At 54.0% G+C, this 26,995-nt stretch carries 23 protein-coding genes; 12 read left to right on the top strand and 11 right to left on the bottom strand.

Annotated elements, in window-relative coordinates; genetic code table 11:
- Positions 1 to 10: 10 nt before the first annotated feature.
- Positions 11 to 1,198, bottom strand: a complete 1,188-nt coding sequence (locus ACA108_16010) for a NupC/NupG family nucleoside CNT transporter (GenBank protein ID XEX94868.1) — start codon at positions 1,196 to 1,198, stop codon at positions 11 to 13.
- Between the two features lie 355 nt (positions 1,199 to 1,553).
- On the opposite strand from ACA108_16010, the gene ACA108_16005 reads away from it, so the two are divergent.
- Complete coding sequence (locus ACA108_16005; GenBank protein ID XEX94867.1) at positions 1,554 to 2,792, top strand: Nramp family divalent metal transporter; 1,239 nt, start codon at positions 1,554 to 1,556, stop codon at positions 2,790 to 2,792.
- A gap of 37 nt (positions 2,793 to 2,829) precedes the next feature.
- On the opposite strand, the gene ACA108_16000 is transcribed toward ACA108_16005, so the two are convergent.
- Positions 2,830 to 3,156 (bottom strand): DUF2502 domain-containing protein, encoded by a 327-nt coding sequence (locus ACA108_16000; protein XEX94866.1) that lies wholly within the window; start codon positions 3,154 to 3,156, stop codon positions 2,830 to 2,832.
- A gap of 153 nt (positions 3,157 to 3,309) precedes the next feature.
- Positions 3,310 to 4,299 (bottom strand): L-glyceraldehyde 3-phosphate reductase, encoded by a 990-nt coding sequence (mgrA, locus tag ACA108_15995; GenBank protein XEX94865.1) that lies wholly within the window; start codon positions 4,297 to 4,299, stop codon positions 3,310 to 3,312.
- Between the two features lie 182 nt (positions 4,300 to 4,481).
- On the opposite strand from mgrA, the gene ACA108_15990 reads away from it, so the two are divergent.
- A complete protein-coding gene (locus ACA108_15990) occupies positions 4,482 to 6,140 on the top strand; it encodes an alpha-keto acid decarboxylase family protein (GenBank protein XEX94864.1) in 1,659 nt (552 codons plus the stop codon).
- Here ACA108_15990 and ACA108_15985 read toward each other — a convergent pair.
- On the bottom strand, positions 6,137 to 7,369 hold the full coding sequence (locus ACA108_15985; protein XEX94863.1) for an ion channel protein: 1,233 nt from the start codon (positions 7,367 to 7,369) through the stop codon (positions 6,137 to 6,139). The two genes, ACA108_15990 and ACA108_15985, sit on opposite strands and share 4 nt — an antisense overlap.
- 224 nt (positions 7,370 to 7,593) lie before the next feature.
- Between ACA108_15985 and glk the strand changes: the two genes are divergently transcribed.
- Complete coding sequence (gene glk, locus ACA108_15980; protein XEX94862.1) at positions 7,594 to 8,559, top strand: glucokinase; 966 nt, start codon at positions 7,594 to 7,596, stop codon at positions 8,557 to 8,559.
- 51 nt (positions 8,560 to 8,610) lie between these two features.
- Here the strand turns inward: glk and ACA108_15975 are convergent, their stop codons facing one another.
- The 3 genes from ACA108_15975 to ACA108_15965 form a co-directional block, all read right to left on the bottom strand.
- A complete protein-coding gene (locus ACA108_15975) occupies positions 8,611 to 9,342 on the bottom strand; it encodes a LytR/AlgR family response regulator transcription factor (GenBank protein ID XEX94861.1) in 732 nt (243 codons plus the stop codon).
- Complete coding sequence (locus ACA108_15970; GenBank protein XEX94860.1) at positions 9,339 to 11,048, bottom strand: LytS/YhcK type 5TM receptor domain-containing protein; 1,710 nt, start codon at positions 11,046 to 11,048, stop codon at positions 9,339 to 9,341. The genes ACA108_15975 and ACA108_15970 overlap by 4 nt, the downstream gene beginning before the upstream one ends.
- Before the next feature lie 158 nt (positions 11,049 to 11,206).
- A complete protein-coding gene (locus ACA108_15965; GenBank protein ID XEX94859.1) occupies positions 11,207 to 12,448 on the bottom strand; it encodes a DUF1479 domain-containing protein in 1,242 nt (413 codons plus the stop codon).
- Between the two features lie 245 nt (positions 12,449 to 12,693).
- Here ACA108_15965 and alaC point away from each other — a divergent pair, with 245 nt between their 5' ends.
- Positions 12,694 to 13,932 (top strand): alanine transaminase, encoded by a 1,239-nt coding sequence (gene alaC, locus ACA108_15960; GenBank protein ID XEX94858.1) that lies wholly within the window; start codon positions 12,694 to 12,696, stop codon positions 13,930 to 13,932.
- Positions 13,933 to 13,984: 52 nt separating this feature from the next.
- Here alaC and ypdK read toward each other — a convergent pair whose 3' ends face one another.
- Positions 13,985 to 14,041 carry a membrane protein YpdK gene (gene ypdK, locus ACA108_15955; protein XEX98132.1) on the bottom strand — a complete coding sequence of 19 codons (57 nt, stop codon included), beginning with the start codon at positions 14,039 to 14,041 and terminating at the stop codon, positions 13,985 to 13,987.
- A gap of 529 nt (positions 14,042 to 14,570) precedes the next feature.
- On the opposite strand from ypdK, the gene ACA108_15950 reads away from it, so the two are divergent.
- Together ACA108_15950 and ACA108_15945 are read left to right on the top strand one after the other, a co-directional pair.
- Entirely contained in the window at positions 14,571 to 16,070 is a 1,500-nt protein-coding gene (locus ACA108_15950) for an MDR family MFS transporter (GenBank protein ID XEX94857.1), read from the top strand.
- Positions 16,071 to 16,117: 47 nt separating this feature from the next.
- Positions 16,118 to 16,882 (top strand): LamB/YcsF family protein, encoded by a 765-nt coding sequence (locus tag ACA108_15945; GenBank protein XEX94856.1) that lies wholly within the window; start codon positions 16,118 to 16,120, stop codon positions 16,880 to 16,882.
- A 193-nt stretch (positions 16,883 to 17,075) separates the two neighbouring features.
- Here the strand turns inward: ACA108_15945 and ACA108_15940 are convergent, their stop codons facing one another.
- A complete protein-coding gene (locus ACA108_15940) occupies positions 17,076 to 17,480 on the bottom strand; it encodes an SgcJ/EcaC family oxidoreductase (protein ID XEX94855.1) in 405 nt (134 codons plus the stop codon).
- Between the two features lie 117 nt (positions 17,481 to 17,597).
- Between ACA108_15940 and ACA108_15935 the strand changes: the two genes are divergently transcribed.
- Together ACA108_15935 and ACA108_15930 are read left to right on the top strand one after the other, a co-directional pair.
- Positions 17,598 to 18,281: an RluA family pseudouridine synthase gene (locus ACA108_15935; protein XEX94854.1), complete on the top strand. Its 684-nt coding sequence runs from the start codon at positions 17,598 to 17,600 to the stop codon at positions 18,279 to 18,281.
- Positions 18,282 to 18,380: 99 nt separating this feature from the next.
- Positions 18,381 to 19,172, top strand: a complete 792-nt coding sequence (locus tag ACA108_15930; GenBank protein ID XEX94853.1) for an MBL fold metallo-hydrolase — start codon at positions 18,381 to 18,383, stop codon at positions 19,170 to 19,172.
- A 66-nt stretch (positions 19,173 to 19,238) separates the two neighbouring features.
- Here the strand turns inward: ACA108_15930 and fos are convergent, their stop codons facing one another.
- Positions 19,239 to 19,637: a fosfomycin resistance glutathione transferase gene (gene fos / locus ACA108_15925; GenBank protein XEX94852.1), complete on the bottom strand. Its 399-nt coding sequence runs from the start codon at positions 19,635 to 19,637 to the stop codon at positions 19,239 to 19,241.
- A 355-nt stretch (positions 19,638 to 19,992) separates the two neighbouring features.
- On the opposite strand from fos, the gene ACA108_15920 reads away from it, so the two are divergent.
- A complete protein-coding gene (locus ACA108_15920) occupies positions 19,993 to 20,253 on the top strand; it encodes a DUF2534 family protein (GenBank protein ID XEX94851.1) in 261 nt (86 codons plus the stop codon).
- A gap of 216 nt (positions 20,254 to 20,469) precedes the next feature.
- On the opposite strand, the gene ACA108_15915 is transcribed toward ACA108_15920, so the two are convergent.
- Positions 20,470 to 21,009, bottom strand: coding sequence for a DUF2058 domain-containing protein (locus tag ACA108_15915; protein XEX94850.1), 540 nt, complete (start codon positions 21,007 to 21,009; stop codon positions 20,470 to 20,472).
- Positions 21,010 to 21,243: 234 nt separating this feature from the next.
- On the opposite strand from ACA108_15915, the gene hsdR reads away from it, so the two are divergent.
- From hsdR to ACA108_15900, 3 genes are all read left to right on the top strand, one after another.
- Positions 21,244 to 23,679 (top strand): EcoAI/FtnUII family type I restriction enzme subunit R, encoded by a 2,436-nt coding sequence (hsdR, locus tag ACA108_15910; protein XEX94849.1) that lies wholly within the window; start codon positions 21,244 to 21,246, stop codon positions 23,677 to 23,679.
- A gap of 74 nt (positions 23,680 to 23,753) precedes the next feature.
- A complete protein-coding gene (locus tag ACA108_15905; protein ID XEX94848.1) occupies positions 23,754 to 25,226 on the top strand; it encodes an N-6 DNA methylase in 1,473 nt (490 codons plus the stop codon).
- The gene (locus ACA108_15900) at positions 25,226 to 26,995 is read left to right on the top strand and encodes a restriction endonuclease subunit S (protein ID XEX94847.1); all 1,770 of its coding nucleotides are present in this window, start codon (positions 25,226 to 25,228) and stop codon (positions 26,993 to 26,995) included. The genes ACA108_15905 and ACA108_15900 overlap by 1 nt, the downstream gene beginning before the upstream one ends.

Genomic DNA, 26,995 nt, shown 5'->3' with positions numbered 1-26,995 from the left:
TGGCGACCGCCTACAGGAACAGCGCTGCAATCGATGCAGACAGGATGCTCACCAGCGTAGAGCCATAAACCAGTTTCAGACCAAAGCGGGAAACCACGTTACCCTGCTCTTCGTTCAGACCTTTAATCGCACCGGCGATGATGCCAATGGAAGAGAAGTTCGCGAAGGAGACCAGGAACACGGACAGGATACCTTCCGCGCGCGGGGACAGGGTGCTGGCAAGTTTCTGCAGATCCATCATCGCCACGAATTCGTTAGATACCAGCTTGGTTGCCATGATAGAGCCAACCTGCAGCGCTTCATGCGCAGGTACACCCATCACCCAGGCAATCGGGTAGAAGATGTAGCCCAGGATGCCCTGGAAGGAGATGCCCAGAACCGCTGCGAACAGCGCGTTCAGTGCGGAGATCAGCGCGATAAAGCCAATCAGCATCGCCGCAACGATAATCGCTACTTTAAAGCCAGCCAGGATGTACTCGCCGAGCATTTCGAAGAAGCTTTGACCTTCGTGCAGGTTAGACATCTGCAGGTTTTCTTCGCTCTCATCAACGCGGTAAGGGTTAATCAGAGAAAGTACGATAAAGGTGCTGAACATGTTCAGAACCAGCGCGGCAACCACATACTTAGGATCAAGCATGGTCATGTACGCACCGACGATGGACATGGAGACGGTAGACATTGCGGTCGCCGACATGGTGTACATGCGGTTGCGCGACATCTTGCCGAGGATATCCTTATAGGCGATGAAGTTTTCTGACTGTCCCAGAATCAGCGAGCTTACGGCGTTAAAGGATTCCAGCTTGCCCATGCCGTTCACTTTCGACAGCAGGGTACCGATGAAGCGGATGACAATCGGCAGAATACGGATATGCTGCAAAATCCCGATCAGCGCGGAGATAAAGACGATAGGGCAGAGTACTTTCAGGAAGAAGAAGGCGAGTCCTTCGTCATTCATCTTACCGAATACAAAGTTTGTCCCTTCATTAGCGAAGGCCAGCAGCTTCTCGAACATCTCAGAGAACCCTTGCACAAAGCCAAGGCCGATTGAGGAGTTCAGGAAGAACCACGCCAGAATCATTTCAATCACTAATAATTGAATAACAAAGCGAATACGAATTTGCTTGCGGTTAGGGCTAACCAGCAAAGCAAGCAGCGCAACCACTGCAAGCGCTAAAACAAAGTGCAGAACGCGGGACATATTTGCTCCAAATATGAGGCAGGTTGAATTTCGTTGCACATTCTATGAAACAAGCAATAAGAAAACGAGACTAATCGCACACTATCGTGATGACATGTGACGTATAGCAAAATTAGCGATCAACCCTACATTTCTGTTATGTTAAGTAAAGAAGCTAAAAGTTGCGTCAGCGCACACTTCGCTAACATATCAGGTCGCCGCCGCGATTTTCGTTAACAGCTTTCCACAACCCGAAACTTCCCGCCATTATTTTCAGCTATCAGAGCAATTCAGACAAACTTTACAAGTGAACTTGATAATTATCCTCATTTTGATAGCGTAAAACATAGCAAAGGCTATAACTCAGGGGCAGAAGATGACCAACAGTCGTATTGATACCAGCAGTGGAAAAACTGCGCGCAGGCTGCGACTGGCGCTGATGGGACCTGCGTTCATTGCCGCCATTGGCTATATCGATCCGGGCAATTTCGCCACCAACATTCAGGCGGGGGCCAGCTTTGGCTATAAGCTGCTGTGGGTGGTGGTATGGGCAAACCTGATGGCAATGCTGATCCAGGTGCTCTCCGCTAAGCTCGGCATCGCCACCGGTAAAAATCTCGCCGAACATATTCGTGACCATTATCCGCGCCCCGTTGTCTGGCTGTACTGGATCCAGGCAGAAATTATCGCGATGGCGACGGATCTGGCAGAGTTCATCGGTGCGGCCATTGGTTTCAAGCTCATTCTGGGCGTCTCCCTACTGCAGGGGGCGGTGCTGACCGGCATTGCTACCTTCCTGATCCTCATGCTCCAGCAGCGCGGTCAGAAGCCGCTCGAGAAGGTTATCGGCGGGCTATTACTGTTTGTGGCCACCGCCTACATCGTTGAACTTATCTTCTCGCAGCCGAAATTTATCGAGCTGGGCAAAGGCATGCTCATCCCAAGCCTGCCAACCAGTGAAGCTGTTTTCCTGGCCGCGGGCGTGCTGGGGGCAACGATCATGCCGCACGTTATCTATCTGCACTCCTCCTTGACTCAGCACCTTCATGAGGGAAACCGGGCTGAAAAGTATTCAGCAACCAAATGGGACGTGGCCATTGCCATGACCATCGCAGGCTTTGTGAATCTGGCGATGATGGCAACGGCTGCGGCGGCGTTTCACTTCTCGGGTCATACCGGCGTTGCGGATCTCGACCAGGCCTATCTGACGCTGGAACCGCTGCTCAGCCATGCGGCAGCCACCATCTTCGGCCTGAGCCTGGTCGCGGCGGGCCTTTCGTCTACGGTTGTGGGGACGCTGGCGGGGCAGGTGGTGATGCAAGGGTTCGTGCGGTTTTATATTCCGTTGTGGGTTCGCCGGGCAATGACTATGGCCCCGTCATTTATCGTTATCCTGATGGGGCTGGACCCGACCCGTATTCTGGTGATGAGCCAGGTGCTGCTGAGCTTCGGGATTGCGCTGGCGCTGGTGCCGCTGCTGATCTTTACCAGCAATAAAAAGCTGATGGGCGAACTGGTGAATACCCGAATCGTGAAGCAGGCGGGATGGGCAATCGTGGTGGTGGTGGTGGCGTTGAACCTGTGGCTTATCGTCGGGACTTTGCTGGGGCTGTAAAAAAACCTCTCCCTGAGGGGGAGAGGTTTATACGCTCTTAATGATGGTGCCCATGGCCGTGTCCGCGCCCATGGCCCCGACCGCGGTGGTCGTCACGGTCGTTCCAGCCTGCGCGATAGCCTTTCTCATAGCTCTTACGACCGCGGTCCCAGCCGCGGTGATGGTGCCAGCCACGATCACGCCATTCATAGTTACGGTGCCAGTAATCGCGGTCTCGCCAGTCGCGGCCGTCCCAGTAATTACCGCGATAATCCTGATCGCCGATGTTTAACTTCACCGATGGCAACAGGGTGATTTCGCCAGCATTCGCGACCAGCGGTGCGGACGCCAGCAATGCAACTGCAAGAATCAGTGACCTGAACATACTCTCTCCTTAACTCACGGTAGCCGCCGGGGCGACCTGTTAACGCAATATTAAGCGGAGGTAAACAGGTGTTTCATCGGCTCAATTCTTAAATCCTTTACCACAGCACTTTTTGCTAAAGGAGCCGAATGTTTCATCAGTTCGGGTAAGCGGTTACACCAGAATAGCTTCGATCTCTGCTTCTTCAGCCGCGGTGAAATGGCGGTTGTTGAGCATGCCCACCGCATCATCAATCTGGCTGATTTTGCTGGCACCGATCAGCACTGAGGTAACCCTGTCCCCGCGCAGCACCCAGGCCAGCGCCATTTGCGACAGCTTCTGCCCGCGGCGTTCCGCTACGGCATTTAGCTTGCGTACCTTAGCCAGCTTCTCTTCGGTCAGCTGGTCGGCCTTCAGGAAGATGCTGCCGCTGGCTGCGCGAGAATCAGCCGGAATCCCGTTCAGGTAGCGGTCCGTGAGCTGCCCGCCAGCCAGAGGCGAGAAAGCAATGCTCCCCACGCCTTTTTCCTGCAGGAGATCCAGCAATCCCCCCTCTACCCAGCGTTCAAACATCGAATACTTCGGCTGGTGGATGAGACACGGTGTGCCAAAATCGTTCAGGATATCAATCGCCTGGCGTGCAAGATCTGCCGGATAGTTAGAGATACCAACGTACAGCGCCTTGCCCTGACGCACCGCGTGATCCAGCGCGCGCATCGTCTCTTCCAGCGGTGTTTCCGGGTCCGGACGGTGGTGATAGAAGATATCGACGTACTCTAGGCCCATGCGCCTGAGGCTCTGATCGAGGCTGGAAAGCAGATACTTGCGGGAACCCCAGTCGCCGTAAGGACCGTCCCACATGGTATAGCCCGCTTTCGAAGAGATAATCAGCTCGTCGCGATACGGCAGAAAATCTTCCCGCAGGATGCGGCCAAAATTCTCTTCTGCGGAACCCGGAGGCGGACCATAGTTGTTCGCCAGATCCAGATGGGTAATGCCGACATCAAAGGCGCGGCGCAGAAGCTGGCGGCTGTTATCGAGCAGCGTGGTATCGCCAAAGTTATGCCACAGCCCAAGCGAAATAGCCGGGAGCTTCAGACCGCTGCGCCCACAGCGGCGATACGGCATTGATTCATAACGGGAAGGATTTGCCTGGTAGACCATGTTGTTACCCTTGTCAGTGAATGCTCAACCTAGTGTATACGTTTACACAGAACGCGCGACCCTCAGCTTACACCTCGTTTTGCTGTAAATCCTTCTTTCCACACTCTATTTGAGCTCTATCGCTCGACAGCGATCGCAGATGTCCAATACTCACAGCAGACCCCTGCTGGAAGGAATATGCCATGCGCTACTGTGTTGCGGACTATCTTCTCGACCGGTTTACGGAATGCGGAATTGCCCATCTATTCGGCGTCCCCGGCGACTACAACCTGCAGTTTCTCGATAACGTCATTGCCCATGAATCCGTTGCCTGGGTTGGCTGCGCCAACGAGCTGAATGCGGCTTACGCCGCAGATGGCTATGCCCGTTGTAGCGGCGCGGCGGCGCTGCTCACAACCTTCGGCGTAGGTGAACTCAGCGCCGTTAACGGCATTGCGGGCAGCTACGCTGAATATCTGCCCGTCATTCATGTCGTTGGATCTCCGTGCCTGGCTGCCCAGCAGCGGGGCGAACTGATGCATCACACCCTGGGCGACGGGGATTTTAACCATTTCGCCCGCATGGCCCGTGAAGTCAGCGTTTCGCAGGCTGCGCTGACCCCGGAAAATGCCTGCTATGAAATCGATCGGGTGCTGAAAGCGTCGCTAAGCAACCGCCGCCCCGGCTATCTGCTCCTGCCGAGCGATGTAGCCATGGCTCCTGCTACCGCCCCCGATAGCCCGCTTGAGATTGATCCTGCATACGGTGAAACCGCCGTCCTGGATGAGTTTCGACGCGCCGCCCAGGCCAGGCTCTCTGAAAGCCGCAGCGTTGCCCTGCTGGCGGATTTCCTGGCGCTGCGCTACGGGCAGCAAAAAGCGCTCCAGCAGTGGATGGACGACACGCCGCTGCCGCACGCCACGCTGCTGATGGGCAAAGGCCTGTTCGATGAGGGGCAGCAGGGGTTTATTGGAACATACAGCGGGGCGGCGAGCGAGAAGGGGATCAGGATCGCTATTGAAGAAGCGGAGCTGGTGGTCTGCGTGGGGGTGAAATTCACCGATACCATTACGGCAGGTTTTACCCAGAAGCTGACGCGACAGCAGACGATAGATATTCAGCCCAACGCCACGCGCATCGGCGAACGCTGGTTCAGCGGCCTGCCGATGACGCAGGCGGTGGAAGTTCTGCATCAGCTCTGCAAGCGCCAGGTTTCACACTGGCCAGTGCCGGACCAGAAGCCGCCCACGCTGCCGACCTGCGAAAGTGGCAGGCTTGACCAGCACGCGTTCTGGCAGTCGATACAAAAATTTCTCCTGCTTGGCGATATCATTCTTGCCGATCAGGGGACGGCGGCATTCGGGGCGGCCACGCTCACGCTGCCTGCGGGTTCGACTTTTATAGCTCAGCCGCTGTGGGGATCGATTGGCTACACGCTGCCCGCCGCGTTTGGCGCGCAGACGGCCTGCCCGAACCGCCGCGTCGTGTTGCTGGTGGGGGATGGCTCGGCACAGCTTACTATTCAGGAGCTGGGGTCGATGCAGCGGGATAAACAGACGCCGGTGATTTTCCTGCTGAACAACGACGGCTACACGGTCGAGCGGGCGATACATGGGGCGGAGCAGCGCTATAACGACATCGCGCCGTGGAACTGGACGCAGCTGCCGCAGGCGCTACATCTGAACTGTGAGGCGCAGTGCTGGCGGGTAACTGAAACGGTGCAGCTTGAAGAGGCTATGGCTAAAGCGGGCGGGGCAGAACGGCTCACGCTTATCGAAGTCGTTCTGCCGAAGCAAGACGTGCCGGAGCTGTTACAGGCCGTCACGACGTCCTTAGCACGCCGCAACGCCCAGGAAGACTAGTCGTTATGCCTGTCGACCATCATTACCGGCTTGCCTGCCAGCAGCAGCCAGGCCGGCAGCATCACGATACACAGCAGCGGCAGCAGTTTGATGTCCGGCACCACGGCCATCGCCATAAACAGGCTCAGCCAGCCGTCGCGGGTAACCACTAACACCAGGCCAAGGATGGCGCAGGAGATGGTGATGGCCGCCGGTACTGCCTCAACGTGCTGGTGAAGCATCATCCCCAGCGCCACGCCGACAAACACTACCGGGAAAATGCGTCCACCGCGAAATCCGCAGGCGGAGGCGACAACCAGCGCAGCGAGTTTTACCATCGCAAACATCAGCAGCGTACCAACGGCGTAGTTCGCCGTGCCGAGCTGGCGCATCTCGTCCAGCCCTTTAAACAGCGTCACTTCGCCGCCGACAAGACCCAGCAGGCCCAGCAGAAAGCCACCGGCACCCAGCACCAGCACCGGATGTTTAAGCTTGTGTATCAGGCGATGGGCATGAGGCAGACACCAGACGGCGACCATACCCAGCGCGATAGCGATAGCCGCGACAACCGCCCCGCTGAAGATATCGACGACGTGCAGTTCGGCATATTGTTCCACAGGCAGGGAGAAATCAGGATCGAAGAAGAAGCCCGTTGTGAGGGCACCCGCCGCCGCCGCCATCAGCGGCGCAAATAATCTGTCCCAAATCGGTACGTCGTTACTGCCGTTGAGCGTCTGCGAAAAAATCAGCGCTGCCGCAAGGGGGGTACCAAACAATGCGCCGATGGTCCCGGCAGCCGCAAGGATCGTCCAGTCCAGCGCGCCGACCCTGGGCAGGAGGCGTGCGCCAATGGCGACGGCCAGGGCAATATTTACCGCCATGATAGGGTGCTCCGGGCCGAGGCTCACCCCGCCGGACAGGCCAAGAATCAGCGCCAGAATCAGCCCCGGCAGCGCCATTACCGGCACGGGGGCGCCAATTAACGGTTCTGTTGCGGGATCGGGTCCCGCGTGACCCGGCATATAGCGGATCACCAGCCCTACGGCAACGCCGGTCATCGTCAGCGTCAGTAGGATCCAAACCGGCGAATTAATATCCATACCGAAGTGAACAGGCAGCGTAATCCACAGAAAAGATTGTAAGATGGAGGCAACTTTCATCACCAGAATCAATATCAGGCTGGAAAAAACACCGATGATTAAAGCCGGAACAGAAAGAACCAGCATGGTTCTGGCTCGCGGATGGAGCATAATCCTTCCTTATTTTTTGCTATTTTTAACGCGTATAGGTCACTTGTTACAGTCTGACAGAGAACGTCGCTCCACGCTTACGCAAAACGGGCTGAAACGTTCAGGCTAATATGTGACGTAGATCTATAATCCCGGGAGATAACTCAGCGGGGCGTTGTTGTTTTGGCTGGCTAATTTTACAGTGTGGCCAGGACTTATTCTGACTTTAGCGGAGCAGTTGAAGAATGACAAAATATGCTTTGGTGGGAGATGTTGGCGGCACCAACGCGCGTCTGGCACTGTGTAACGTTGAAAATGGTGATATCACGCAGGCAAAAACCTACTCCGGCCTCGATTTTCCGAGCCTGGAAGCGGTGGTGGTGCATTATCTCAAAGAGCACAACGCAAGCGTGACGGATGGCTGTATCGCCATCGCCTGCCCGATAACCGGCGACTGGGTGGCGATGACCAACCATACCTGGGAATTTTCCATCGCCGAAATGAAAAAGAATCTTGGCTTTGACCATCTGGAAATCATCAACGATTTCACCGCCGTTTCGATGGCGATTCCGATGATCAAAGAGGAACACCTGATCAAATTCGGCGGCGGCGAGCCGGTGCAGGGCAAGCCGGTTGCGGTTTACGGCGCGGGCACCGGGCTTGGTGTGGCGCACCTTGTCCACGTTGATAAACGCTGGGTAAGCCTGCCGGGCGAAGGCGGCCACGTCGACTTTGCGCCGAACAGCGAAGAAGAGGGCATTATCCTTGAAGAGCTGCGCGCGGAAATCGGCCACGTGTCGGCGGAGCGCGTACTTTCAGGTCCGGGGCTGGTGAACTTCTACCGCGCGATTGTTAAATCTGACGGCCGCGAGCCGGAACGCTACGAACCTAAAGACATTACCGAACGCGCGCTGAACGACAGCTGCACGGACTGTAAGCGTGCGCTTTCGCTATTCTGCGTAGTGCTTGGGCGCTTTGGGGGTAACCTGGCTTTAACACTCGGCTGCTTCGGCGGGGTTTATATCGCAGGCGGCATCGTGCCGCGCTTCCTTGAGTTCTTCAGAGCCTCCGGTTTCCGCGGTGGGTTTGAAGATAAAGGGCGCTTCAGGGATTACGTTAAAGACATCCCGGTCTACCTGATCGTCCACGATCAGCCGGGACTGCTGGGGGCCGGCGCGCATCTGCGCCAGACGCTGGGGCAGATCCTTTAACCTGCAAAAAATGCGGTGGATGGTGCCTGCGCTCATCCACCCTTTCCCGCATTACAGCCGCATCAGCTGGCGAAACTCTTTCACCTTGCTGCGGCTCACCGGCACCTGAAAATCTAAATCCCTTAAGCGCAAAATATAGGTGTTGTTAAACCACGGTTCGATCTCGCGGATCTTGCTTAAGTTCACGCAGTAAGAGCGGTGGCAGCGAAAGAAGCGGCTTTCGGGTAGACGGCTGCAAAACTCGGTGATATTCATCGGCATCACGTAGGCCTCGCGTCGCGTATAAACAAACGTCATTTTCTCGTGCGCTTCCGCGTAATAGATATCGTTGATGTCCGTGACGATAATACGCTCATCCTTTACCAGGTTAATGGTGAGGTTTTCACGGCTGCTGCTGGCGTGAACCTGCGGCGCGGTCTGTTGATGGTGCGCGGCCTCCAGCTTTTGCAGCATGCCAATAATCCGCGACTCCTCATAAGGCTTCAGAATGTAGTCGAAGGCCTCAAGCTCAAAGGCTTCTACCGCATGCTCCTTCCAGGCGGTGATAAACACGATAAAGGGCTTATGGGCAAACTTACTGATGTTCTGCGCCAGCAGCACGCCGTCCAGCGACGGGATGTTAATGTCGAGGAAAATGGCGTCCACTTCATGATGCTGAAGGTATTTCAGCACGTCCATGCCGTCGTCAAAGGTGGCAACAATGTCCATCTGCGAATGGTTTTGGATCAACCAGTTCAGCTCCTGCTGGGCCAGCACCTCATCTTCTACAATGATCACCTTCATCCTTTCTCTCCTTCCAGCGGCAGCAGCCCCGGCGGCAGGCTGGCGACGGCCTTCGGCACGTAAAACGCAATCTCGGTACCCGGCTCGAGGCGGCGAATAATCAGCCCTTCGCCATAGAGCAGCTTAACCCGATGATGAACGTTCAGCAGGCCGATTTTGTTGCCCGGCATCTCGTTGGCCTCTACGCGCTCAATGACTTTCGGATCGATACCGTTGCCCGTGTCCCGGACCGCAATACGCACTCGGTTACCGCTCTCTTCCACGCTGATGGTGACCACGCCTTTCCCTTTGCAGGGCTGGATCCCATGCACGATGGCATTCTCGACCAGCGGCTGGATGAGCAGGCTCGGGATCTTACACGTCACCTCTTCATCAATGTGATAAATCACCGTCAGCTTATCCCCGAAGCGGGCCTGTTCGATGGCGATGTAATCTTTAATCTGGTAAAGCTCGCGCTTGATATCGATCTGTTCGTCGTCGTTCAGCTCAATATTGAAGCGCAGATAGCGTGAAAGATTGAAAATCAGCTGGCGGGCGGTGTCCGGATTCAGGCGAATTGAAGAGGAAATGGCGTTCAGCGCGTTAAACAGAAAGTGCGGGTTAATCTTACTTTGCAGCGCCCGCAGCTCAGCCTTGTTCGCCATTTCGCGCAGCTGCTCAGCGCGGGAAACTTCGAGCTGGGTCGAGATTATCTGCGACAGCCCAACCGCCATTTCCTGCAACGTGGAGGTGATCTGGTGCGCGTGGCGATAGTAAATTTTCAGCGTGCCGGTCACCACGCCTTTTTCCCACAGCGGGATGATGATCAGGGAGTGGATCTCCGGCGTGCGGTAGGCCTCGTCGTCGTTGCGGATAATGATTTTGCCTTCACGCAGCGCCAGCCTGGTACGCGGGCTGATCCCGAGGTCGTTCTGCTTATAGTTCTTCTCACCGACGCCAACGTAGGCCAGCACTTTATCGTTGTCAGTAATCGCTACCGCATCGGCATCGATGTCCTGACGAATAATATCGCAGACCTTGCGCAGGGATTCGCTGTTCACATTACGAAACAGCGGTAGGGTTTTGTTGGCAATATCCAGCGCCAGCTTCGCCTGGCGAGCCGCGCTGGCCTCCTTTTCCCCTTCAACGCTCTGCACCAGCAGCACGATAAAACCGATGGAAACCGAGCCCAGAATCATCGGCGCGCCGATTTTTGAGACGATATCCCAGCCAAGCTCGATGGACGGCGCCCAGAGCACGACCAGCGTCATGGTCATCGTTTCGCATAGCATGCCGGCGATAATCCCGATGCGCCAGTGCTGCTCTTTCGGCACTTTGCGGTTGATCCACCCGGAGATAAAGCCTGCGGTAATGCTGGTAATAAAGCACGGCACGGCGGTGACGCCGCCGATATCAATTAAATAGCGGTGCGTCCCGGCAATCACGCCGGTAATAATGCCTACCCATGGGCCAAACAGAATGCCGCCCGCCATAACGGCGATAATCCGCACGTTGACCAGCGAGCCTTCAACATGCACGCCGGACCAGGTGCTGAAGAGGGCGAACATCGAGAAAATAGCGGTAACGGCCAGCAGCTCTTTCGGCGTGTGGGCGTTTTTGTGCAGCAGCTCGCGAAACAGGCGGATGCGGATCAGGAAGAAAAGACAAATAAGCATCAGCGCCGCCCGGTCAAACACTGCCAGCAGCATATTAAAAATTTCGTGCACGGGTTACTCGCATGCCTTGAGGGAAGAGGCCATGATAAGGAAATTCTGACGGGGAAGCCAGAACCCTCATACCGAACACGTGATGGGTGGCACTTTGTTTATCCGCCCTACAATTCCCGGATCGTAGGGCGGATAAGCCTGCGTCATCCGCAGAAAAACTATTTCCCGCCCATCAGCTCAACCCCGGCGGCGGTCAAGTCCGCAGGCGTTGCCCGGCCGCTGAAATCTACCTCGAAATCGTCAGCGGCAAAGTCCGGCGGGGACTGACCTTCTACAAACGCCGGCCACTGGCGCTCAAGATAGGCAATGTTCTTCTCGCACCAGGGGGCTGCAGCGATATACATGACGTTGCTGTCGAACTCGCCAAGATGCTCGTTTTCAACCGAGTGGATCACGTCGCAGTGCCAGAACACGGTGTCGCCCGCTTCCATATCAGGAATTGAGGATATCCCCGTTAATAAAAGGGGATGCCACCGTTCGTTAATGGACAGCGCGCGGCCCGGCCAGGCTTCGCAAAGCGAATCTTCCGGCACGTCATCCTGTAGGGCACGCAGCAAAATATAGGCCATAGCATTGGCAATCGGCAGCAGATTCAGCGTGCCGCCGTGTTTGCGCTGCGGGCTAAGTGCGGTCCAGCCCTGGAAGGTGCGGAACATGGAGCACACCGCCGGGGAAGGGAACTCGCGTACTTCCGTACGGCCTTCTGCGGCAAAAGGGTTGTAGTTCTGCCACTGGCCTGCAAAAACGTGACGGTAAACGTGGCGGAAGTTGTCATCCAGCCAGCGTTCAACGGAGCCGCCGTCAACGTGTGGGGAAAGGCCCAGCGAGGTTGAACGAGGCGGACGGCGGCGCGTCCGGTCGGCGTAGCTCACCACACGGTCGGCATCAAAGTGCTGTTTACCGTTGCTTTCGGTCTCCCACAGGTTATTGAGGAACACTTGCACCGCTTTCATGCGTTCGTGCTGGCGCGCTTCGACCTGCGGTTTTGACCAGTAAATGCCGTAAATTTGCGGCTTACTGGCGGCAAGCGTGCCGAAGTAGTTGTCTTCTGCTGCGTTCTTTAGCCTGTCGGTAAAGTTGTTTCGCGCAAGGTAATTACCGATCTCTTCGTTCCAGGCGCGGGCCTGCTGCTCCGGGAAAACCCCTTTAACGGTGCAGCATCCGCGCTGGCGGATCAGGGCTTTTTGCTGCTCGCTAATGCGGTTTTGCACGATGTCATCGGCATGAATTTGCGGGACGGGGTTTTCTCCGCGATCAAGCTCAGAACGAATGTCGTCGATCTGGCGGCGCATATCCCTTTCCAGTTCGGCGAACACCTCTTTGTAATTGGGGAGGTTTTTTCGAAGCTGTTGTTTAATATGGCGAATTTCTTGCGGCAATTCATCGATGTTCAGGTTCATGGCAGGTTCCTCGTTGTCATCGGGTAAGAGGTAATTGTTTTGTTGCGATGAGGTTAATATAGGCTTTAGTATCAAATAAAACAGTGATGGCTTTCAAATGAAAGTTCATGTTTTAGGCGAAACAAAAATATTTTCGCTTAGCCTCTCGACAGATGATTTTTATTCAGGCTATTTTCAAAGCGGGCCACAACAGCGTGGCAGCGTCGCTCGGACGGTCCGGGCGCTTACGTAAACCAGAGGAATCTATGGCTGACTCCAGTCCTAAACGTCGTTTTTCGCGTATCGATCGTCTTCCCCCGTATGTATTTAATATCACCGCCGAACTGAAAATGGCCGCGCGTCGCCGTGGCGAAGATATTATCGATTTCAGCATGGGCAACCCCGACGGCCCTACGCCTCCGCATATCGTTGAAAAACTCTGCACCGTAGCCCAGCGTGACGACACGCACGGCTACTCCACCTCCCGTGGTATCCCACGCCTGCGCCGCGCAATTTCTCGCTGGTACAAAGATCGCTATGAAGTGGATATCGATCCGGAGAGCGAAGCGATTGTCACCATCGGCTCGAAAGAAGGGCTGGCGCACCTGATGCTGGCCACGCTCGATCATGGTGACACTGTGCTGGTGCCAAACCCGAGCTACCCGATTCATATCTACGGCGCGGTCATCGCGGGTGCGCAGGTGCGTTCCGTGCCGCTGGTGGAAGGCGTTGACTTCTTTAACGAGCTGGAGCGCGCCATTCGCGAAAGCTACCCGAAGCCGAAGATGATGATCCTGGGCTTCCCGTCTAACCCAACGGCGCAGTGCGTGGAGCTGGAATTCTTCGAAAAGGTTGTGGCGCTGGCTAAGCGCTATGACGTGCTGGTGATCCACGATCTGGCCTATGCCGATATCGTGTACGACGGCTGGAAAGCGCCGTCTATCATGCAGGTTCCCGGCGCGCGCGACGTGGCCGTCGAATTCTTTACGCTGTCAAAAAGCTATAACATGGCGGGCTGGCGTATTGGCTTTATGGTGGGCAACCAGGAGCTGGTAAGCGCGCTGGCGCGTATCAAAAGCTATCACGATTACGGCACGTTTACTCCGTTGCAGGTGGCGGCGATCGCCGCGCTGGAAGGGGATCAGCAGTGCGTGAAAGATATCGCCGAACAGTACAAGCGCCGCCGCGACGTGCTGGTCAAAGGGCTGCATGAAGCTGGCTGGATGGTGGAATGCCCGAAAGCTTCTATGTACGTGTGGGCGAAAATTCCAGAACAGTATGCGGCGATGGGGTCGCTGGAGTTTGCCAAGAAGTTGCTACAGGACGCGAAGGTCTGCGTTTCGCCTGGTATCGGTTTTGGTGATTACGGCGATACCCACGTGCGATTTGCGCTGATTGAAAACCGCGACCGTATCCGGCAGGCGGTGCGGGGTATTAAATCCATGTTCCGTGCGGACGGGTTGCTTCCTGCGACCACTAAAGCCGCAACGGATATCACCGGATAAAAACGCAAACAGGAGCCATCGGCTCCTGTTTTTATCACCGGCTGCGTGAAGATTAAATCATAATCACAAAAGTCCCGACCCACACCGCCAGAATGACTGAGATACCCATCAGAAAATATTTCACTTTGCATTGCTCCGCGCGTCTTCACGCACTTTTGTCGCCAGAAAACCAGTATAGAAAAGTGAAATCGCCGGAGGGGCATTTTGGGATTAACTTCATCCGTCGTGCGGAGCGTTTCACGTTGTATTCCTTGGCCGGGAGCGGCCAGTCGGCGCTAATGTACTCCCAATGACCGAAGCTTTACAAGGGGATGAAAAGCGCGGTGGCGATCCTTTTTTAAACTTTACATTTCACGGCGTAAGAGAATAGTAAACCTGCTGAATTAAAAAGTTTTTATAAGCATTATTCTGCATAAAAGGGTCCTGAAATTCGGTACAAAAGGGATCTCCCCACCGGACGTCCTATTATTTAAGAGTTTTGGCGCTGCGTCAGGAAGGTTACTGAGCCACAATAACCGATAGCAGTGAAAATATTCCCATCGTATTAATTTCTCAGCTGACTGATTAGGTTTTGTCGGATGACGCTGCGCTTATCCGACCTACTATAAAAATACCTGTAAATGATTAAGCCGGAGCCAATGACTACAACGCACGAATCACACACGGATTCCCCACCGCAGACTACTTCGGTTCGTTTGCTCTTCGCCGCCCTGATGCTGGTGATGCTGCTTGCCGCGCTGGATCAAACTATCGTTTCCACGGCGCTGCCGACGATTGTTAGCGAGCTGGGCGGGCTGGAAAAACTCTCCTGGGTTGTCACGGCGTATCTGCTTTCTTCAACGATTGTCGTGCCGCTGTACGGTAAATTTGGCGATCTGCTCGGGCGCAAAATCGTTCTGCAAACGGCTATTGTGATCTTCCTGGTCGGCTCCGCGCTGTGCGGCCTGGCGCAGAATATGACGCAGCTTATTCTGATGCGCGCCCTGCAAGGTCTTGGTGGCGGCGGTCTGATGGTAGTCACTATGGCAGCGGTAGGGGACGTTATTCCCCCGGCGGACCGCGGTAAATACCAGGGGCTGTTTGGCGGGGTATTTGGGCTGGCAACCGTTATCGGGCCGCTGATTGGCGGCTTCCTGGTCGAACATTTCTCCTGGCGCTGGATCTTTTATATCAACCTGCCGCTCGGGGTCTTTGCGCTGCTGGTGATTGGCGCGGTGCTGAAGCCGCAGACGGCGCGCATTCGCCATCAGATAGACTTCCTCGGCGCGGGCTATCTTGCCATCTCGCTAACCTGTCTGATCCTCTTTACCAGCCAGGGTGGCACCGTGATGGCGTGGTCCGATCCGCAGCTCTGGTGCATCTTTGCCTTCTTTGCCGTGACGCTCGGCGGGTTTATTTATGAAGAGCGGCTGGCCATCGAACCGATCATCCCGCTGGGCCTGTTCCGCGACCGCACTTTCCTGCTCAGCTGCCTGATTGGCTTTATCATCGGGATGTCGCTGTTTGGCTCGATGACCTTCCTGCCGCTCTATTTGCAGGTGGTGAAATCGTCGACGCCAACGGAGGCGGGCATCCAGCTGCTGCCGCTGATGGGCGGCCTGATGATCACCTCGATTATTAGCGGCCGCATTATCAGTAAAATTGGTCGCTACCGCATCTTCCCGATCGTCGGCACGCTGGTGACGTTTATTGCCATGGCGCTGCTGGGCACGTTGAAAATCGACTCGCCGCTGCACACGCTCTATTTCTATATAGCGCTGCTCGGCTGCGGTCTGGGGATGGTGATGCAGGTGCTGATCCTCGCGGTGCAGAACAGCGTGGAACAAAAGCTGATCGGCGTGGCAACCTCCAGCGCTACGTTGTTCCGCCAGATTGGCGGCTCGATTGGCGTGGCGGGCTTCGGTGCAATCTTCACTAACGTTCTGCAAACTAAGCTTATGGCGCTGATCCCTCCGGGCGTAGAACTTCCGCATCAGATGGGCGCAAAAGCCGTGCATGAGCTGCCCGTCGCCCTGCGTAATGACTATCTACAGGCGTTTGGTTCAGCCCTGCACTCGGTTTACATCATTGCGGCAGGCGTAGTGGTGCTGGCATTTATTCTGTCATGGCTGATAAAGGACGTGCCGCTGCGTAAGTAGCCTGATATATGCTAGTTTTCTCTAAGGTCTTGGACAGGGAATTGGCAATGAGCATAACAATCGATTTAAACAGCGATCTGGGTGAGAGCTTCGGGCAGTGGACGATGGGCGATGACGCTGCGATTTTAAACGTAGTCAGCAGCGCGAACGTTGCCTGTGGATTTCATGCGGGTTCGCCTGCTGGTCTTCTCGGTACGCTGCGTGCGGCACAGGCACAAGGCGTGGTCGTTGGTGCTCACGTCGCTTATCCCGACCTCGTTGGTTTTGGCCGCCGCAGTATGGACATCGCCAGCGGCGAGCTGACCGCCGATGTCATCTATCAGATTGGCGCGTTACAGGGGCTGGCGAAAGCCGCGGGAACAACAGTCCGCTACGTCAAACCGCATGGCGCGCTCTATAACACCATCGCTCATGACGAACGCCAGGCAGCGGCGGTGATTGAGGGCATACTTGCGGCCGATTCGACTCTGCCGCTGGTGGGGCTAGCCGGTTCAAAGATTCTGGAGTGGGCCGAGCAAAAAGGGCTGCGGGTAATTTCTGAAGCTTTTGCCGACCGTGCTTATCACGGTGACGGCACTTTAGTTGCCCGCCGTGAACCAGGCTCGGTAATTCACGATCCGCAAACAGTTGCCCAGCGTATGCTCCAGCTCATCACCCAGGGCGGCATCATTTCTGTAGAAGGAACGTTCACCCCGATTCAGGCAGATTCTCTTTGCGTGCATGGCGACACCCCCGGCGCGGTTGAAATGGCCCGTCGGGTGCGTCAGCTGCTGGAAGAGCAGGGGATTGTGGTGCGCAGTTTCATCGGATGACGCTACGCTATTGTTGAGCAAAGAGTGCCAGGGTGGATAAGCGCCAGCGTCTTCCGTTAATACCCCCGCTTACTTATCTGTGTAACTCTTAAAAATCTCGCTCAAAATATGCAGCGACAACGCTGGACCTGGGAGTGATGTAGACTTTTAATTGAGATGACGGGCTGCCTTTTTTGGAAATGATGGGGATGCTTCAGGCTGTCTGCGCGTCTAACAGCGAAGTACCGTATGAGTTATCGACGGTGCAAAGCCAGCGGCCATCGGCCTCGTGGCGAAAGACATAGGTTGCCCGACGGGTTGTCTCCGTCGTGCCGCCGTGGCCGTCGGGGAAACGAAGCCGCGTTTCCATAATCACCAGCGCGTTTCCGCCGCCTTCGACGATCTGCATCTCTCCCTGCTCCACGCTCAGCTGGTCCTGAAAGTAATCGGCAATGGCGATAAACGCTTTGCGGATAGCCTCTTTGCCGTTGGCTACCATGCCCGGTTTAACCACCAGGGCGGCGTCCTCCGCATAGTGCTCCATCAGCGAGTCATAGTCTTTCGCGGTGATGGCTCTGTCACAGGCTTCAACGATCTGCCGTACTGGATGTGAATGCATAATCTTCTCCTGTTGCGTTAGCTTAAAGGCCTGTCGTGTTACCCGGCCTGCGGCCAGATTCGCCAGCCGCGGGTAAATTCGGTACTATCCGCTGCCACTCTTCAGCCGGGCCGCCTGATGTCTACGATTATCGATACTTTTATTGCCCCGCCGTGCCATGACGAGATCGAGATCCTCTGTCAGGACGAGCACCTGGTGCTTATTAACAAACCCGCCGGGCTGCTGAGCCTGTCGGGGAAAAATCCGCAGAATCTCGATTCCGTACATCACCGGCTGGTAAAGATCTTCCCCGGCTGTACCCTGGTCCACCGGCTTGATTTCGGCACTTCCGGGCTGATGGTGGTTGCCCGCAACAAGTCTGTTAACGCCGCGCTTTGCCACCAGTTCAGCCAGCGCACCGTCAGTAAGGTTTACAGCGCGCTGCTTTGCGGGCACCTGGACAAAGACGAAGGAGTGATAGACGCGCCCATAGCCAAAGATCCGGCGCTGTTCCCGTTAATGTCGATTTGCGCGGTCAACGGCAAGCCCGCTCGCTCCCGCTATCGGGTTGTTGAGCGCTTCTACCGCGATTTGCTGCCGCTAACGCGGGTCGAGCTGACGCCGGAGACCGGACGTACGCACCAGCTGCGCATTCACAGCCAGCAGCTGGGCCATCCTATTCTGGGCTGCGATCTCTACGGCGGGCTGCTCCAACCGGGCACGGAACACGCACCGCGCCTGATGCTGCATGCCAGCGAGCTCCACTTTATTCATCCCGCCAGCGAAAAGCCAGTACATGCCCGTCATGCCAGTCCTTTCTGAATAACCTCTTCGTAGTTTGACCGGCAGCATTATCTGGCACTTTTTACTTACCGGTGTGCCAGACTGATAGTAGCTAACCGGAACGGAGAACGCCCCTAAATGATCGCATTATGCAAAGCCTGCGGAACTTCTTACGACGTCAGCGGCTCCCCTCCCGAACGCTGCAAGATCTGCGAAGATGAGCGTCAGTATGTGCCAGCCGCGGGGCAGAAATGGGTGGATTTCGATACCCTGATTGCAACCCATAGCAATAAGTGGAGGCAGCACGAGGCTGACCTCCTCAGCATCCGCACCGTCCCAGATTTTGCCATTAACCAGCGGGCTTTTATCGTACGAACCCCGGAAGGCAATATTCTTTGGGACTGTATCGCCACCTTCGACGAAGCCACCAGAACGCTGGTATCCGCCCTCGGTGGGCTGAAAGCCATCGCCATCTCGCATCCTCATTACTACACCACCATGCAGGATTGGGCCGAAGCGTTTGACGCCCCGATTTATCTTCATACCAGCGACCGGGAGTGGATCATGCGTGACAGCCCTCACGTTACCCTCTGGGAAGGAGACACCCTTAAGCTGACCAGCGATGTCACCCTGATGCGCCTCGGCGGCCACTTCGCGGGCGGCAGCGTACTCCACTGGCAGCAGGGTGAAGGAGTGCTGCTGTCAGGGGATATCCTTCAGGTAACGCCGGGCGCGGACGCCGTCTCCTTTATGTGGAGTTACCCAAATATGCTGCCGCTTGCAGCAGAGACGGTTCGTGATATGACGCGTCGCCTGAGCGGCGTGAAGTTTAAGAAACTCTACGGCGCGTTCGAAGGCAAGGACATAAAGGAGAGGGCGGACGAAATCGTGCAGCGCTCCGGGGAGAGGTATGTACGATGTCTGGGTTGAGGTTAACTTTGAATGCGTACTTATGTGGCTGGGTACGGATTGAATTAACCATTCAGTTTCAAGACATCAGAAAAATTCCATTTTTTCATAAGGCTGCCTCATGCAGGCGTTGAGGCGGCTCTCCATATCGCCGTCATGTATTTCCAGCTTGTGCCCATCAGGGTCAAGGAAGTAGAGAGATTTTCCTTCACTCTTATTTGTTTTCCACTCTTTAACGCCCGATGACTTCAGCTGAGCAGCAAACGCATCGAAGTCTTCGCTGCGGATGCTGAATGCGTAGTGAGTGTAATCTTCCTGAGGGGCCACCGCGTCAGCGGAAAGGCACAGCCACAGGCTACCAAGACAAAGATAAGCCCCGCTGGCCCATCTGGCCTTAGGGACAAAACCAAGCGTGTTGACATAAAAGTCAAAGCTTCTCGTAACATCACTTACGGCAATGGTTATGTGATTTAGACCGCTCAGCATACATACCACCTTCAGCAAAATGCGGGAGGCTATAAGCTACCATAAGCGCACTTCAGCTCGCTGCATGAGTGAATGGAAATTGTGCTTTTCATAAACGTTGCGGCATTCTTGCTTAACCGTTACCAACTGAAATATCGCTTTTGGTGCAAATAAATACTTTAATTTGAGCCCTGGTGCCGATAACCTTGTCAGACAAAGCTTACGGTCGACTTCTGAACATGGCTGGAAACTGTAGTTTCGGCTCATTCGGAAATATCTTCAGAGATGGGCCTGGATCACATTTTTTGGTGACGTTTTGCCAGACTACAGTTTCATAACGGCTGTACTGATTAAAACCATCTGTTAGGGAAGGATTATGTTGAAGATATTCAAAACTCGCGAAGGGAAAAAATTCCTGATTGCAGTAGCTATTGTTTTTATAATTGTTTTTTCGGCCGTCTCAAGCGTGACCTTCGAAGGCGTTGAGGAGCAGTATAATATGCCAATGGAACAATGGAGTGCATCACTCTTCATCATTCAAGGCGCGTGGGTTGCCATTTACAGTATTATGTTCACAATCATTGGCTCATCACCTTTCGCTTTTTATTTTCTGGTTCCCAAAGATGGGCGAGGTTAAAGCTATACTCTGAGACCGTGGCAATGTTCGATAACCAGAACTTTGGGTCGGTGTTCCATTTGCGGACAGTCGACGCATTGCTTCTTCTCAGATGCCACATGCCAGCATCATTGATGTCTGGTTGGTGGGCTCTAAACGTGCACGACTTAAGGTCAAAATTTGCAAAAGGGCAATGAAATAAAATCCATCGCCCTGAATATCTCTGTTAAATGCTCATTACCACATCAAATCATCAGGTATTTTAAAGTCCGCGTACGGATCTTCTTCATCCTGTTCTTCGGTGCTTAGCGCACTGTTTAATACGATACTGCTCGCGTCACGCTGGGCAATTTTATCCGCTACGCTTGCGGGGATAATCGCATATTCACTGTCGCCATTCTTATCTGTAGACAGGCGGGCAATGGCAAGACGGCCATTAATCAGTTGGCCCTGGGTTGCTTTATCCACATAGACTTTTTTAATTAAATTATTGTCCGTGAAGTTATAACCGATATCGCCACGAGAAATAACGATTCTGTTCATTTCAATTAATTGCTTAACCTGAGCTTTAAATTCTTTGGCTAACGCGGCCTGCTTTTGCTGCTCGCTTAACTCTTTATCACGCTCAAGCTGCGCCTTCTTATTCTCTTCCACGGCCTCTCTTGCCTCGCGCGCCTGAACGCGTGATTTTTTGGCCGTTTTTTGCACTTTGGCCATTTTCTTGCTGGTCACTAAGCCAGCTTTCAGCATCTGCTCTTGTAGGGTGAGTTTTGTCATCTTTGCGTCTGAATCAGTTGGGTCATGCGCAGGATTATACCTTTAATAACCGGGACTGTGCCAGGTAACGACACCTGGACGCGTAAAGCTGAGTACATGAGCCGATCGAAACAGAAGCTTTGCTAACGGGTGCTGGTTTTCCCTGCACCGGCTCAAAACATCGTTTCATGCCATTACTTGACGCACTAACCTGTGTAAAATCAGAGCTAACCCAATATCGTTGAGAGCTCTGCTATGGCTGGCGTAAACAAAACGCACCTGACTGAAACGGACATCATCACCAAATTCATTCTGCCTGCGGTGAAAGACGCAGGCTGGAACGTGATGACGCAGATACGCCAGGAGGTAAAACTCCGTGATGGCAAAGTGGTGGTACGCGGCAAACTGGCGGCACGCCTGACGGTGAAATCAGCCGATATTGTGCTTTACCATAAGCCGGGGTTACCGCTTGCGGTTATAGAAGCAAAAGCCAATAAGCATGAGATGGGCAAAGGGATGCAGCAAGGGCTGGATTACGCGCGCTTGCTTGATGTGCCGTTTGTTTTTGCCTCCAACGGGGACGGCTTTATCTTTCACGATAAAACCAATGCTGTGCAGCTTGAATCTGAAATCAAGCTGGAAGATTTCCCCGGCCCCGAACGGCTGTGGGATAAATACTGCGCCTGGAAAGGTTTTACTCCCGAGCAAATGCCCGTCATCAGCCAGGATTACTACGATGACAACTCAGGAAAATCCCCGCGCTACTATCAGTTACAGGCAATCAATAAAACTATAGCGGCGATCTCTGGCGGGCAAAAACGCGTACTGCTGGTGATGGCGACCGGAACCGGGAAAACCTACACCGCTTTCCAGATTATCTGGCGTTTATGGAAAGCAAAAAACAAGAAACGCATTCTGTTCCTCGCTGACCGCAATATCCTGGTTGATCAAACTAAAACTAACGACTTCCAGCCTTTCGGCAGCGCGATGACAAAAATCACCGGGCGCACCATCGACCCGGCTTATGAAATCCAGCTGGCGCTCTACCAGGCGATCACCGGGCCAGAGGAACATCAGAAAGCCTTTAAACAAGTCGCGCCAGACTTCTTCGACCTGATTGTTATCGACGAATGCCACCGCGGCAGCGCGTCGGAAGACAGCGCCTGGCGTGAAATCCTTGAATACTTCAGCAGCGCCACGCAGATTGGTCTCACCGCGACGCCGAAAGAAACCGAGGACGTCTCCAGCACCGATTACTTTGGCGAACCGGTCTACACCTATTCGCTGAAAGAAGGTATTGAAGACGGCTTCCTCGCACCGTACAAAGTGGTGCGCGTGGACATTGATGTGGATTTGCAGGGCTGGCGGCCAACCAGAGGGCAGGTGGATAAGCGCGGCGAGCTGATTGAAGACCGTATTTACAACCAGAAAGATTTCGACCGCACAATGGTCATTGATGAGCGCACCCTGCTGGTGGCGCAAACCATCACCGACTATCTAAAACGCACCAACCCGATGGATAAAACCATCGTCTTTTGTAACGACATCGACCATGCCGACAGAATGCGCCGGGCGCTGGTCAACCTGAACCCGGAGCAGGTGAAGAAGAACGAAAAGTATGTGATGAAAATTACCGGCGATGACGAGATCGGCAAAGGGCAGCTGGATAACTTCATCAACCCGAAAAAGCCTTACCCGGTGATTGCCACCACGTCTGAACTGATGAGCACGGGCGTCGATGCCCAAACCTGCAAGCTGGTGGTGCTGGATCAAAACATCCAGTCGATGACCAAATTTAAGCAAATCATCGGGCGCGGAACGCGTATCAACGAAAAACACGGCAAGCTGTGGTTCACCATTCTCGACTTCAAAAAAGCCACCGAATTGTTTGCCGATGAACGCTTTGACGGCGTACCGGAAAAAGTGATCCGTACCACGGCAGAAGAGATTACCGACCCGGACTCTGATTTTGACGAGCGGCTGGAAGACGAAACGCCAGAGGGTGAATTGCCAGATGTGTTTGCAGGGGCAGACGAGACTCCCGCAGCTTACGATGCGACGTCAGGCGTTGGCGCCGGTGCTATCGAAGAAGACGACGAGAACAAAATCCGCAAATTCCACGTCAACGGCGTTGCGGTTAAAGTGCTGGCGAAACGCGTGCAGTATTACGATGCGGACGGCAAACTGGTCACAGAATCCTTCCAGGACTACACCCGCAAAACGTTGCTGAAAGATAAAGACTACGCATCGCTTGATGACTTCACCCGTAAATGGCACTCTGCCGCCCGCAAGCAGGTTATCATTGCGGAGCTGCAAGAGCTGGGCGTGCTTTGGGACGTGCTGGCCGAAGAGGTGGGTAAAGATCTCGACCCGTTCGATTTGCTTTGCCACGTGGTTTACGGCCAGCCGCCGCTAACGCGCCAGGAACGAGCCAACAACGTGCGTAAACGTAACTATTTCACCAAATATTCCGCGCCTGCGCAGAACGTGTTAAACACGCTTCTGGATAAATACGCCGACGAAGGCGTGCAGGAAATCGAGGATATCCAGGTGCTGAAGCTGAAACCGTTCGACTCGCTCGGTCGCCCGCTTGAAATTATCAAAAGCAGTTTTGGCAACAAGCAGGCTTACGAAGACGCCGTGTTTGACCTGGAAAACGAAATCTACCAGCTGCCGCCACGCTCCGCCTGATAACCCAACGTCTATTCTGCCACCTGGCGCTTTCGGCTTCCGGTGGCATCATTATTTAAAAACGGAAAGAAAACATGTCGATTAGCTCAGTCATAAAATCCCTCCAGGACATCATGCGCAAAGACGCAGGCGTGGACGGCGACGCCCAACGCCTGGGCCAGCTTTCCTGGCTGCTGTTCCTGAAAATTTTTGACACCCAGGAAGAAGAGCTTGAACTGGAGCAGGATGACTACCAGCTGCCGATCCCTGAACGCTACCTGTGGCGCACCTGGGCGGCAAACAGCGAAGGGATCACCGGCGACGAGCTGCTGGAATTTGTGAATGACGACCTGTTCCCAACCCTGAAAAGCATGATTGCGCCAATCGATAAAAACCCGCGCGGTTTTGTGGTCAAACAAGCGTTCAGCGATGCCTATAACTACATGAAGAACGGCACGCTGCTGCGCCAGGTCATTAATAAACTTAATGAAATCGACTTCAGCAGCAGTTCCGAACGCCACCTGTTTGGTGACATCTACGAACAAATCCTGCGCGACCTGCAAAACGCGGGCAATGCGGGCGAGTTCTATACCCCGCGTGCGGTGACGCGCTTTATGGTCAACCGCATCGACCCGAAGCTGGGCGAGTCGATTATGGACCCGGCCTGCGGTACCGGCGGTTTCCTGGCGTGTTCGTTTGACCATGTGAAAGAACATTACGTTAACACCACCGAAGACCATAAAACCCTGCAAAAGCAGATTTTCGGCGTGGAGAAAAAGCAGCTCCCGCACCTGCTGTGTACCACCAATATGCTGCTGCACGGCATTGAAGTCCCGGTGCAAATCCGCCACGACAACACGCTTAACAAGCCGCTTTCCTCGTGGGATGAGCAGCTTGACGTGATCGTCACCAACCCGCCGTTTGGCGGCACCGAAGAAGACGGCATCGAGAAAAACTTCCCGGCAGAAATGCAGACCCGCGAAACCGCCGATCTGTTCCTGCAGCTGATTATTGAAGTGCTGGCCGATAAAGGCCGTGCGGCGGTGGTATTGCCGGACGGCACGCTGTTTGGCGAAGGCGTGAAAACCAAAATCAAAAAGCTGCTCACCGAAGAGTGCAACCTGCACACCATCGTGCGCCTGCCGAACGGCGTGTTTAACCCGTATACAGGCATCAAAACCAATATTCTGTTCTTCACCAAAGGCCAGCCGACCAAAGAGATCTGGTTCTACGAGCATCCGTACCCGGCTGGCGTAAAGAACTACAGCAAAACCAAACCGATGAAGTTTGAAGAGTTCCAGACCGAGATCGACTGGTGGGGCAGTGAAGCAGACGGTTTTGCCAGCCGCGAAGCGAACAACCAGGCGTGGAAAGTCAGTATCGATGAAGTGATTGCCCGCAACTTCAACCTCGACATCAAAAACCCGTACCAGGGCGAAACCATCAGCCACGATCCGGAAGAGCTGCTGGCGCAGTACCAGACGCAGCAGGCGGAAATCAGCAAGCTGCGCAGCCAGCTGCGCGATATTCTCGGTGCCGCGCTGGCGGGCAACAAGGGGGCGAACTGATGGCCGTTGAACAACTGATCACCCAACATATCGATACCTGGACTTCCGCCCTGCAAACCCGCTCAACCGCCGGGCGCGGCAGCAACGGTAAAATCGATCTCTACGGCATTAAGAAACTGCGCGAGCTGATTCTGGAGCTGGCGGTGCGCGGCAAGCTGGTGCCGCAGGATCCGAATGATGAACCGGCTTCTGAGTTGTTAAAGCGTATTGCCGCTGAAAAAGCCGAGCTGGTGAAACAGGGAAAAATTAAAAAGCAAAAGCCGCTACCTGAAATTAGCGAGGATGAGAAGCCTTTTGAGCTGCCGCAGGGGTGGGCGTGGGTAAGACTGGGTAATGTTGGTATGTGCTCAACTGGAAAAACACCAAGCACATCAGTCTCCAGTCATTTTAACGGAAATATTCCCTTTGTTGGTCCTGGGCAAATAACTCAATGTGGTGAGATTACTCAAGGAGATAAATTTCTTTCTGAAGATGGCATGTTGAATAGCACAGAGGCTAATAATGGGGATGTTTTCACTGTTTGCATTGGTGGTTCTATTGGTAAATCAGCAGTAGTCAGTGAGCGAGTAGCATTTAATCAACAAATTAACTCTATAAGACCAGTGTTAGTAGATAGTAAATATCTATATTTCTCTATTTCAACAACACTTTTTATTAGTTCAATGATCACAGCATCTACAGGTTCAGCAACGCCAATAATAAATAGAGGCAAATGGGAGAGCTTGTTAATACCGTGTGCACCAGTCACAGAACAACACAGTATCGTCGCCAAAGTTAATGAACTAATGGCTCTCTGTGACCAACTTGAACAACAATCTTTAATTATTTTGGAGGCACACCAGCAACTGGTTGAAACCCTGCTGGCAACGCTGACCGTTAGCCAAAATGCCGAAGAACTCGCCGAACACTGGGCGCGAATCAGCCAGCATTTCGACACGCTGTTTACCACCGAAGCGAGCATTGATGCGCTTAAGCAAACCATTCTGCAACTGGCGGTAATGGGTAAACTGGTGCCGCAGGATCCTAGTGATGAGCCTGCATCTGAGCTGCTTAAACGTATTGAGCAGGAAAAAGCGCAACTGGTGAAAGAAGGCAAAATTAAAAAACAAAAACCTTTGCCGCCAGTGAGTGATGAAGAAAAACCTTTTGTTTTACCGCCGGGGTGGGAGTGGTGTCGTATTGGTGACATTATTGAAAATATGGATGCAGGTTGGAGTCCTGCATGTTTACCTGAACCATCTCCAAATGAAAATGTCTGGGGCATACTAAAAACCACCGCAGTACAAACATTAGAGTATAGAGAGCAGGAAAATAAAACCTTACCAAATAGCAAGCAACCACGGGCACAATATGAAGTAAAAACTGGTGACATTTTGATAACAAGAGCTGGGCCAAAGAATCGAGTTGGTATTTCTTGTGTGGTTGAAAAAACGAGAAAGAGATTAATGATATCCGATAAGATAATTAGGTTTCATTTGATTTCAAAGGATATATCAGCAAAATATATTTCTTTGTGCCTTAATTGTGGTGTGACCGCGGAGTATCTGGAATCATCTAAATCAGGTATGGCTGAAAGCCAGATGAATATTTCCCAAGATAATTTAAAATTTGCTCCCGTTGCGCTTCCTCCTACTAAAACTCAACTAAAAGTAATTTTGACGGTTGAGGCATTTTTCAGCACCTGCGATTCCCTCAAGTCCCGCCTGCAATCCGCCCAGCAAACCCAGCTCCACCTGGCGGACGCACTGACTGACGCTGCATTAAGCTAA

Origin of the sequence: Dryocola sp. LX212 (assembly GCA_041504365.1) — a bacterium.
In the GTDB taxonomy this organism is placed as follows: Bacteria; Pseudomonadota; Gammaproteobacteria; order Enterobacterales; family Enterobacteriaceae; genus Dryocola.
The sequence above is the reverse complement of the archived record's forward strand: the minus strand, read 5'-3'. Positions and strand labels throughout refer to the sequence as shown.

Coding starts and splice junctions, on each gene's coding strand:
- ACA108_16010 (XEX94868.1), bottom strand. CDS start 1,198: ATGTCCCGCGTTCTGCACTTTGTTTTAGCGCTTGCAGTGGTTGCGCTG.
- ACA108_16005 (XEX94867.1), top strand. CDS start 1,554: ATGACCAACAGTCGTATTGATACCAGCAGTGGAAAAACTGCGCGCAGG.
- ACA108_16000 (XEX94866.1), bottom strand. CDS start 3,156: ATGTTCAGGTCACTGATTCTTGCAGTTGCATTGCTGGCGTCCGCACCG.
- mgrA (XEX94865.1), bottom strand. CDS start 4,299: ATGGTCTACCAGGCAAATCCTTCCCGTTATGAATCAATGCCGTATCGC.
- ACA108_15990 (XEX94864.1), top strand. CDS start 4,482: ATGCGCTACTGTGTTGCGGACTATCTTCTCGACCGGTTTACGGAATGC.
- ACA108_15985 (XEX94863.1), bottom strand. CDS start 7,369: ATGCTCCATCCGCGAGCCAGAACCATGCTGGTTCTTTCTGTTCCGGCT.
- glk (XEX94862.1), top strand. CDS start 7,594: ATGACAAAATATGCTTTGGTGGGAGATGTTGGCGGCACCAACGCGCGT.
- ACA108_15975 (XEX94861.1), bottom strand. CDS start 9,342: ATGAAGGTGATCATTGTAGAAGATGAGGTGCTGGCCCAGCAGGAGCTG.
- ACA108_15965 (XEX94859.1), bottom strand. CDS start 12,448: ATGAACCTGAACATCGATGAATTGCCGCAAGAAATTCGCCATATTAAA.
- alaC (XEX94858.1), top strand. CDS start 12,694: ATGGCTGACTCCAGTCCTAAACGTCGTTTTTCGCGTATCGATCGTCTT.
- ACA108_15950 (XEX94857.1), top strand. CDS start 14,571: ATGACTACAACGCACGAATCACACACGGATTCCCCACCGCAGACTACT.
- ACA108_15945 (XEX94856.1), top strand. CDS start 16,118: ATGAGCATAACAATCGATTTAAACAGCGATCTGGGTGAGAGCTTCGGG.
- ACA108_15940 (XEX94855.1), bottom strand. CDS start 17,480: ATGCATTCACATCCAGTACGGCAGATCGTTGAAGCCTGTGACAGAGCC.
- ACA108_15935 (XEX94854.1), top strand. CDS start 17,598: ATGTCTACGATTATCGATACTTTTATTGCCCCGCCGTGCCATGACGAG.
- ACA108_15930 (XEX94853.1), top strand. CDS start 18,381: ATGATCGCATTATGCAAAGCCTGCGGAACTTCTTACGACGTCAGCGGC.
- fos (XEX94852.1), bottom strand. CDS start 19,637: ATGCTGAGCGGTCTAAATCACATAACCATTGCCGTAAGTGATGTTACG.
- ACA108_15920 (XEX94851.1), top strand. CDS start 19,993: ATGTTGAAGATATTCAAAACTCGCGAAGGGAAAAAATTCCTGATTGCA.
- ACA108_15915 (XEX94850.1), bottom strand. CDS start 21,009: ATGACAAAACTCACCCTACAAGAGCAGATGCTGAAAGCTGGCTTAGTG.
- hsdR (XEX94849.1), top strand. CDS start 21,244: ATGGCTGGCGTAAACAAAACGCACCTGACTGAAACGGACATCATCACC.
- ACA108_15905 (XEX94848.1), top strand. CDS start 23,754: ATGTCGATTAGCTCAGTCATAAAATCCCTCCAGGACATCATGCGCAAA.
- ACA108_15900 (XEX94847.1), top strand. CDS start 25,226: ATGGCCGTTGAACAACTGATCACCCAACATATCGATACCTGGACTTCC.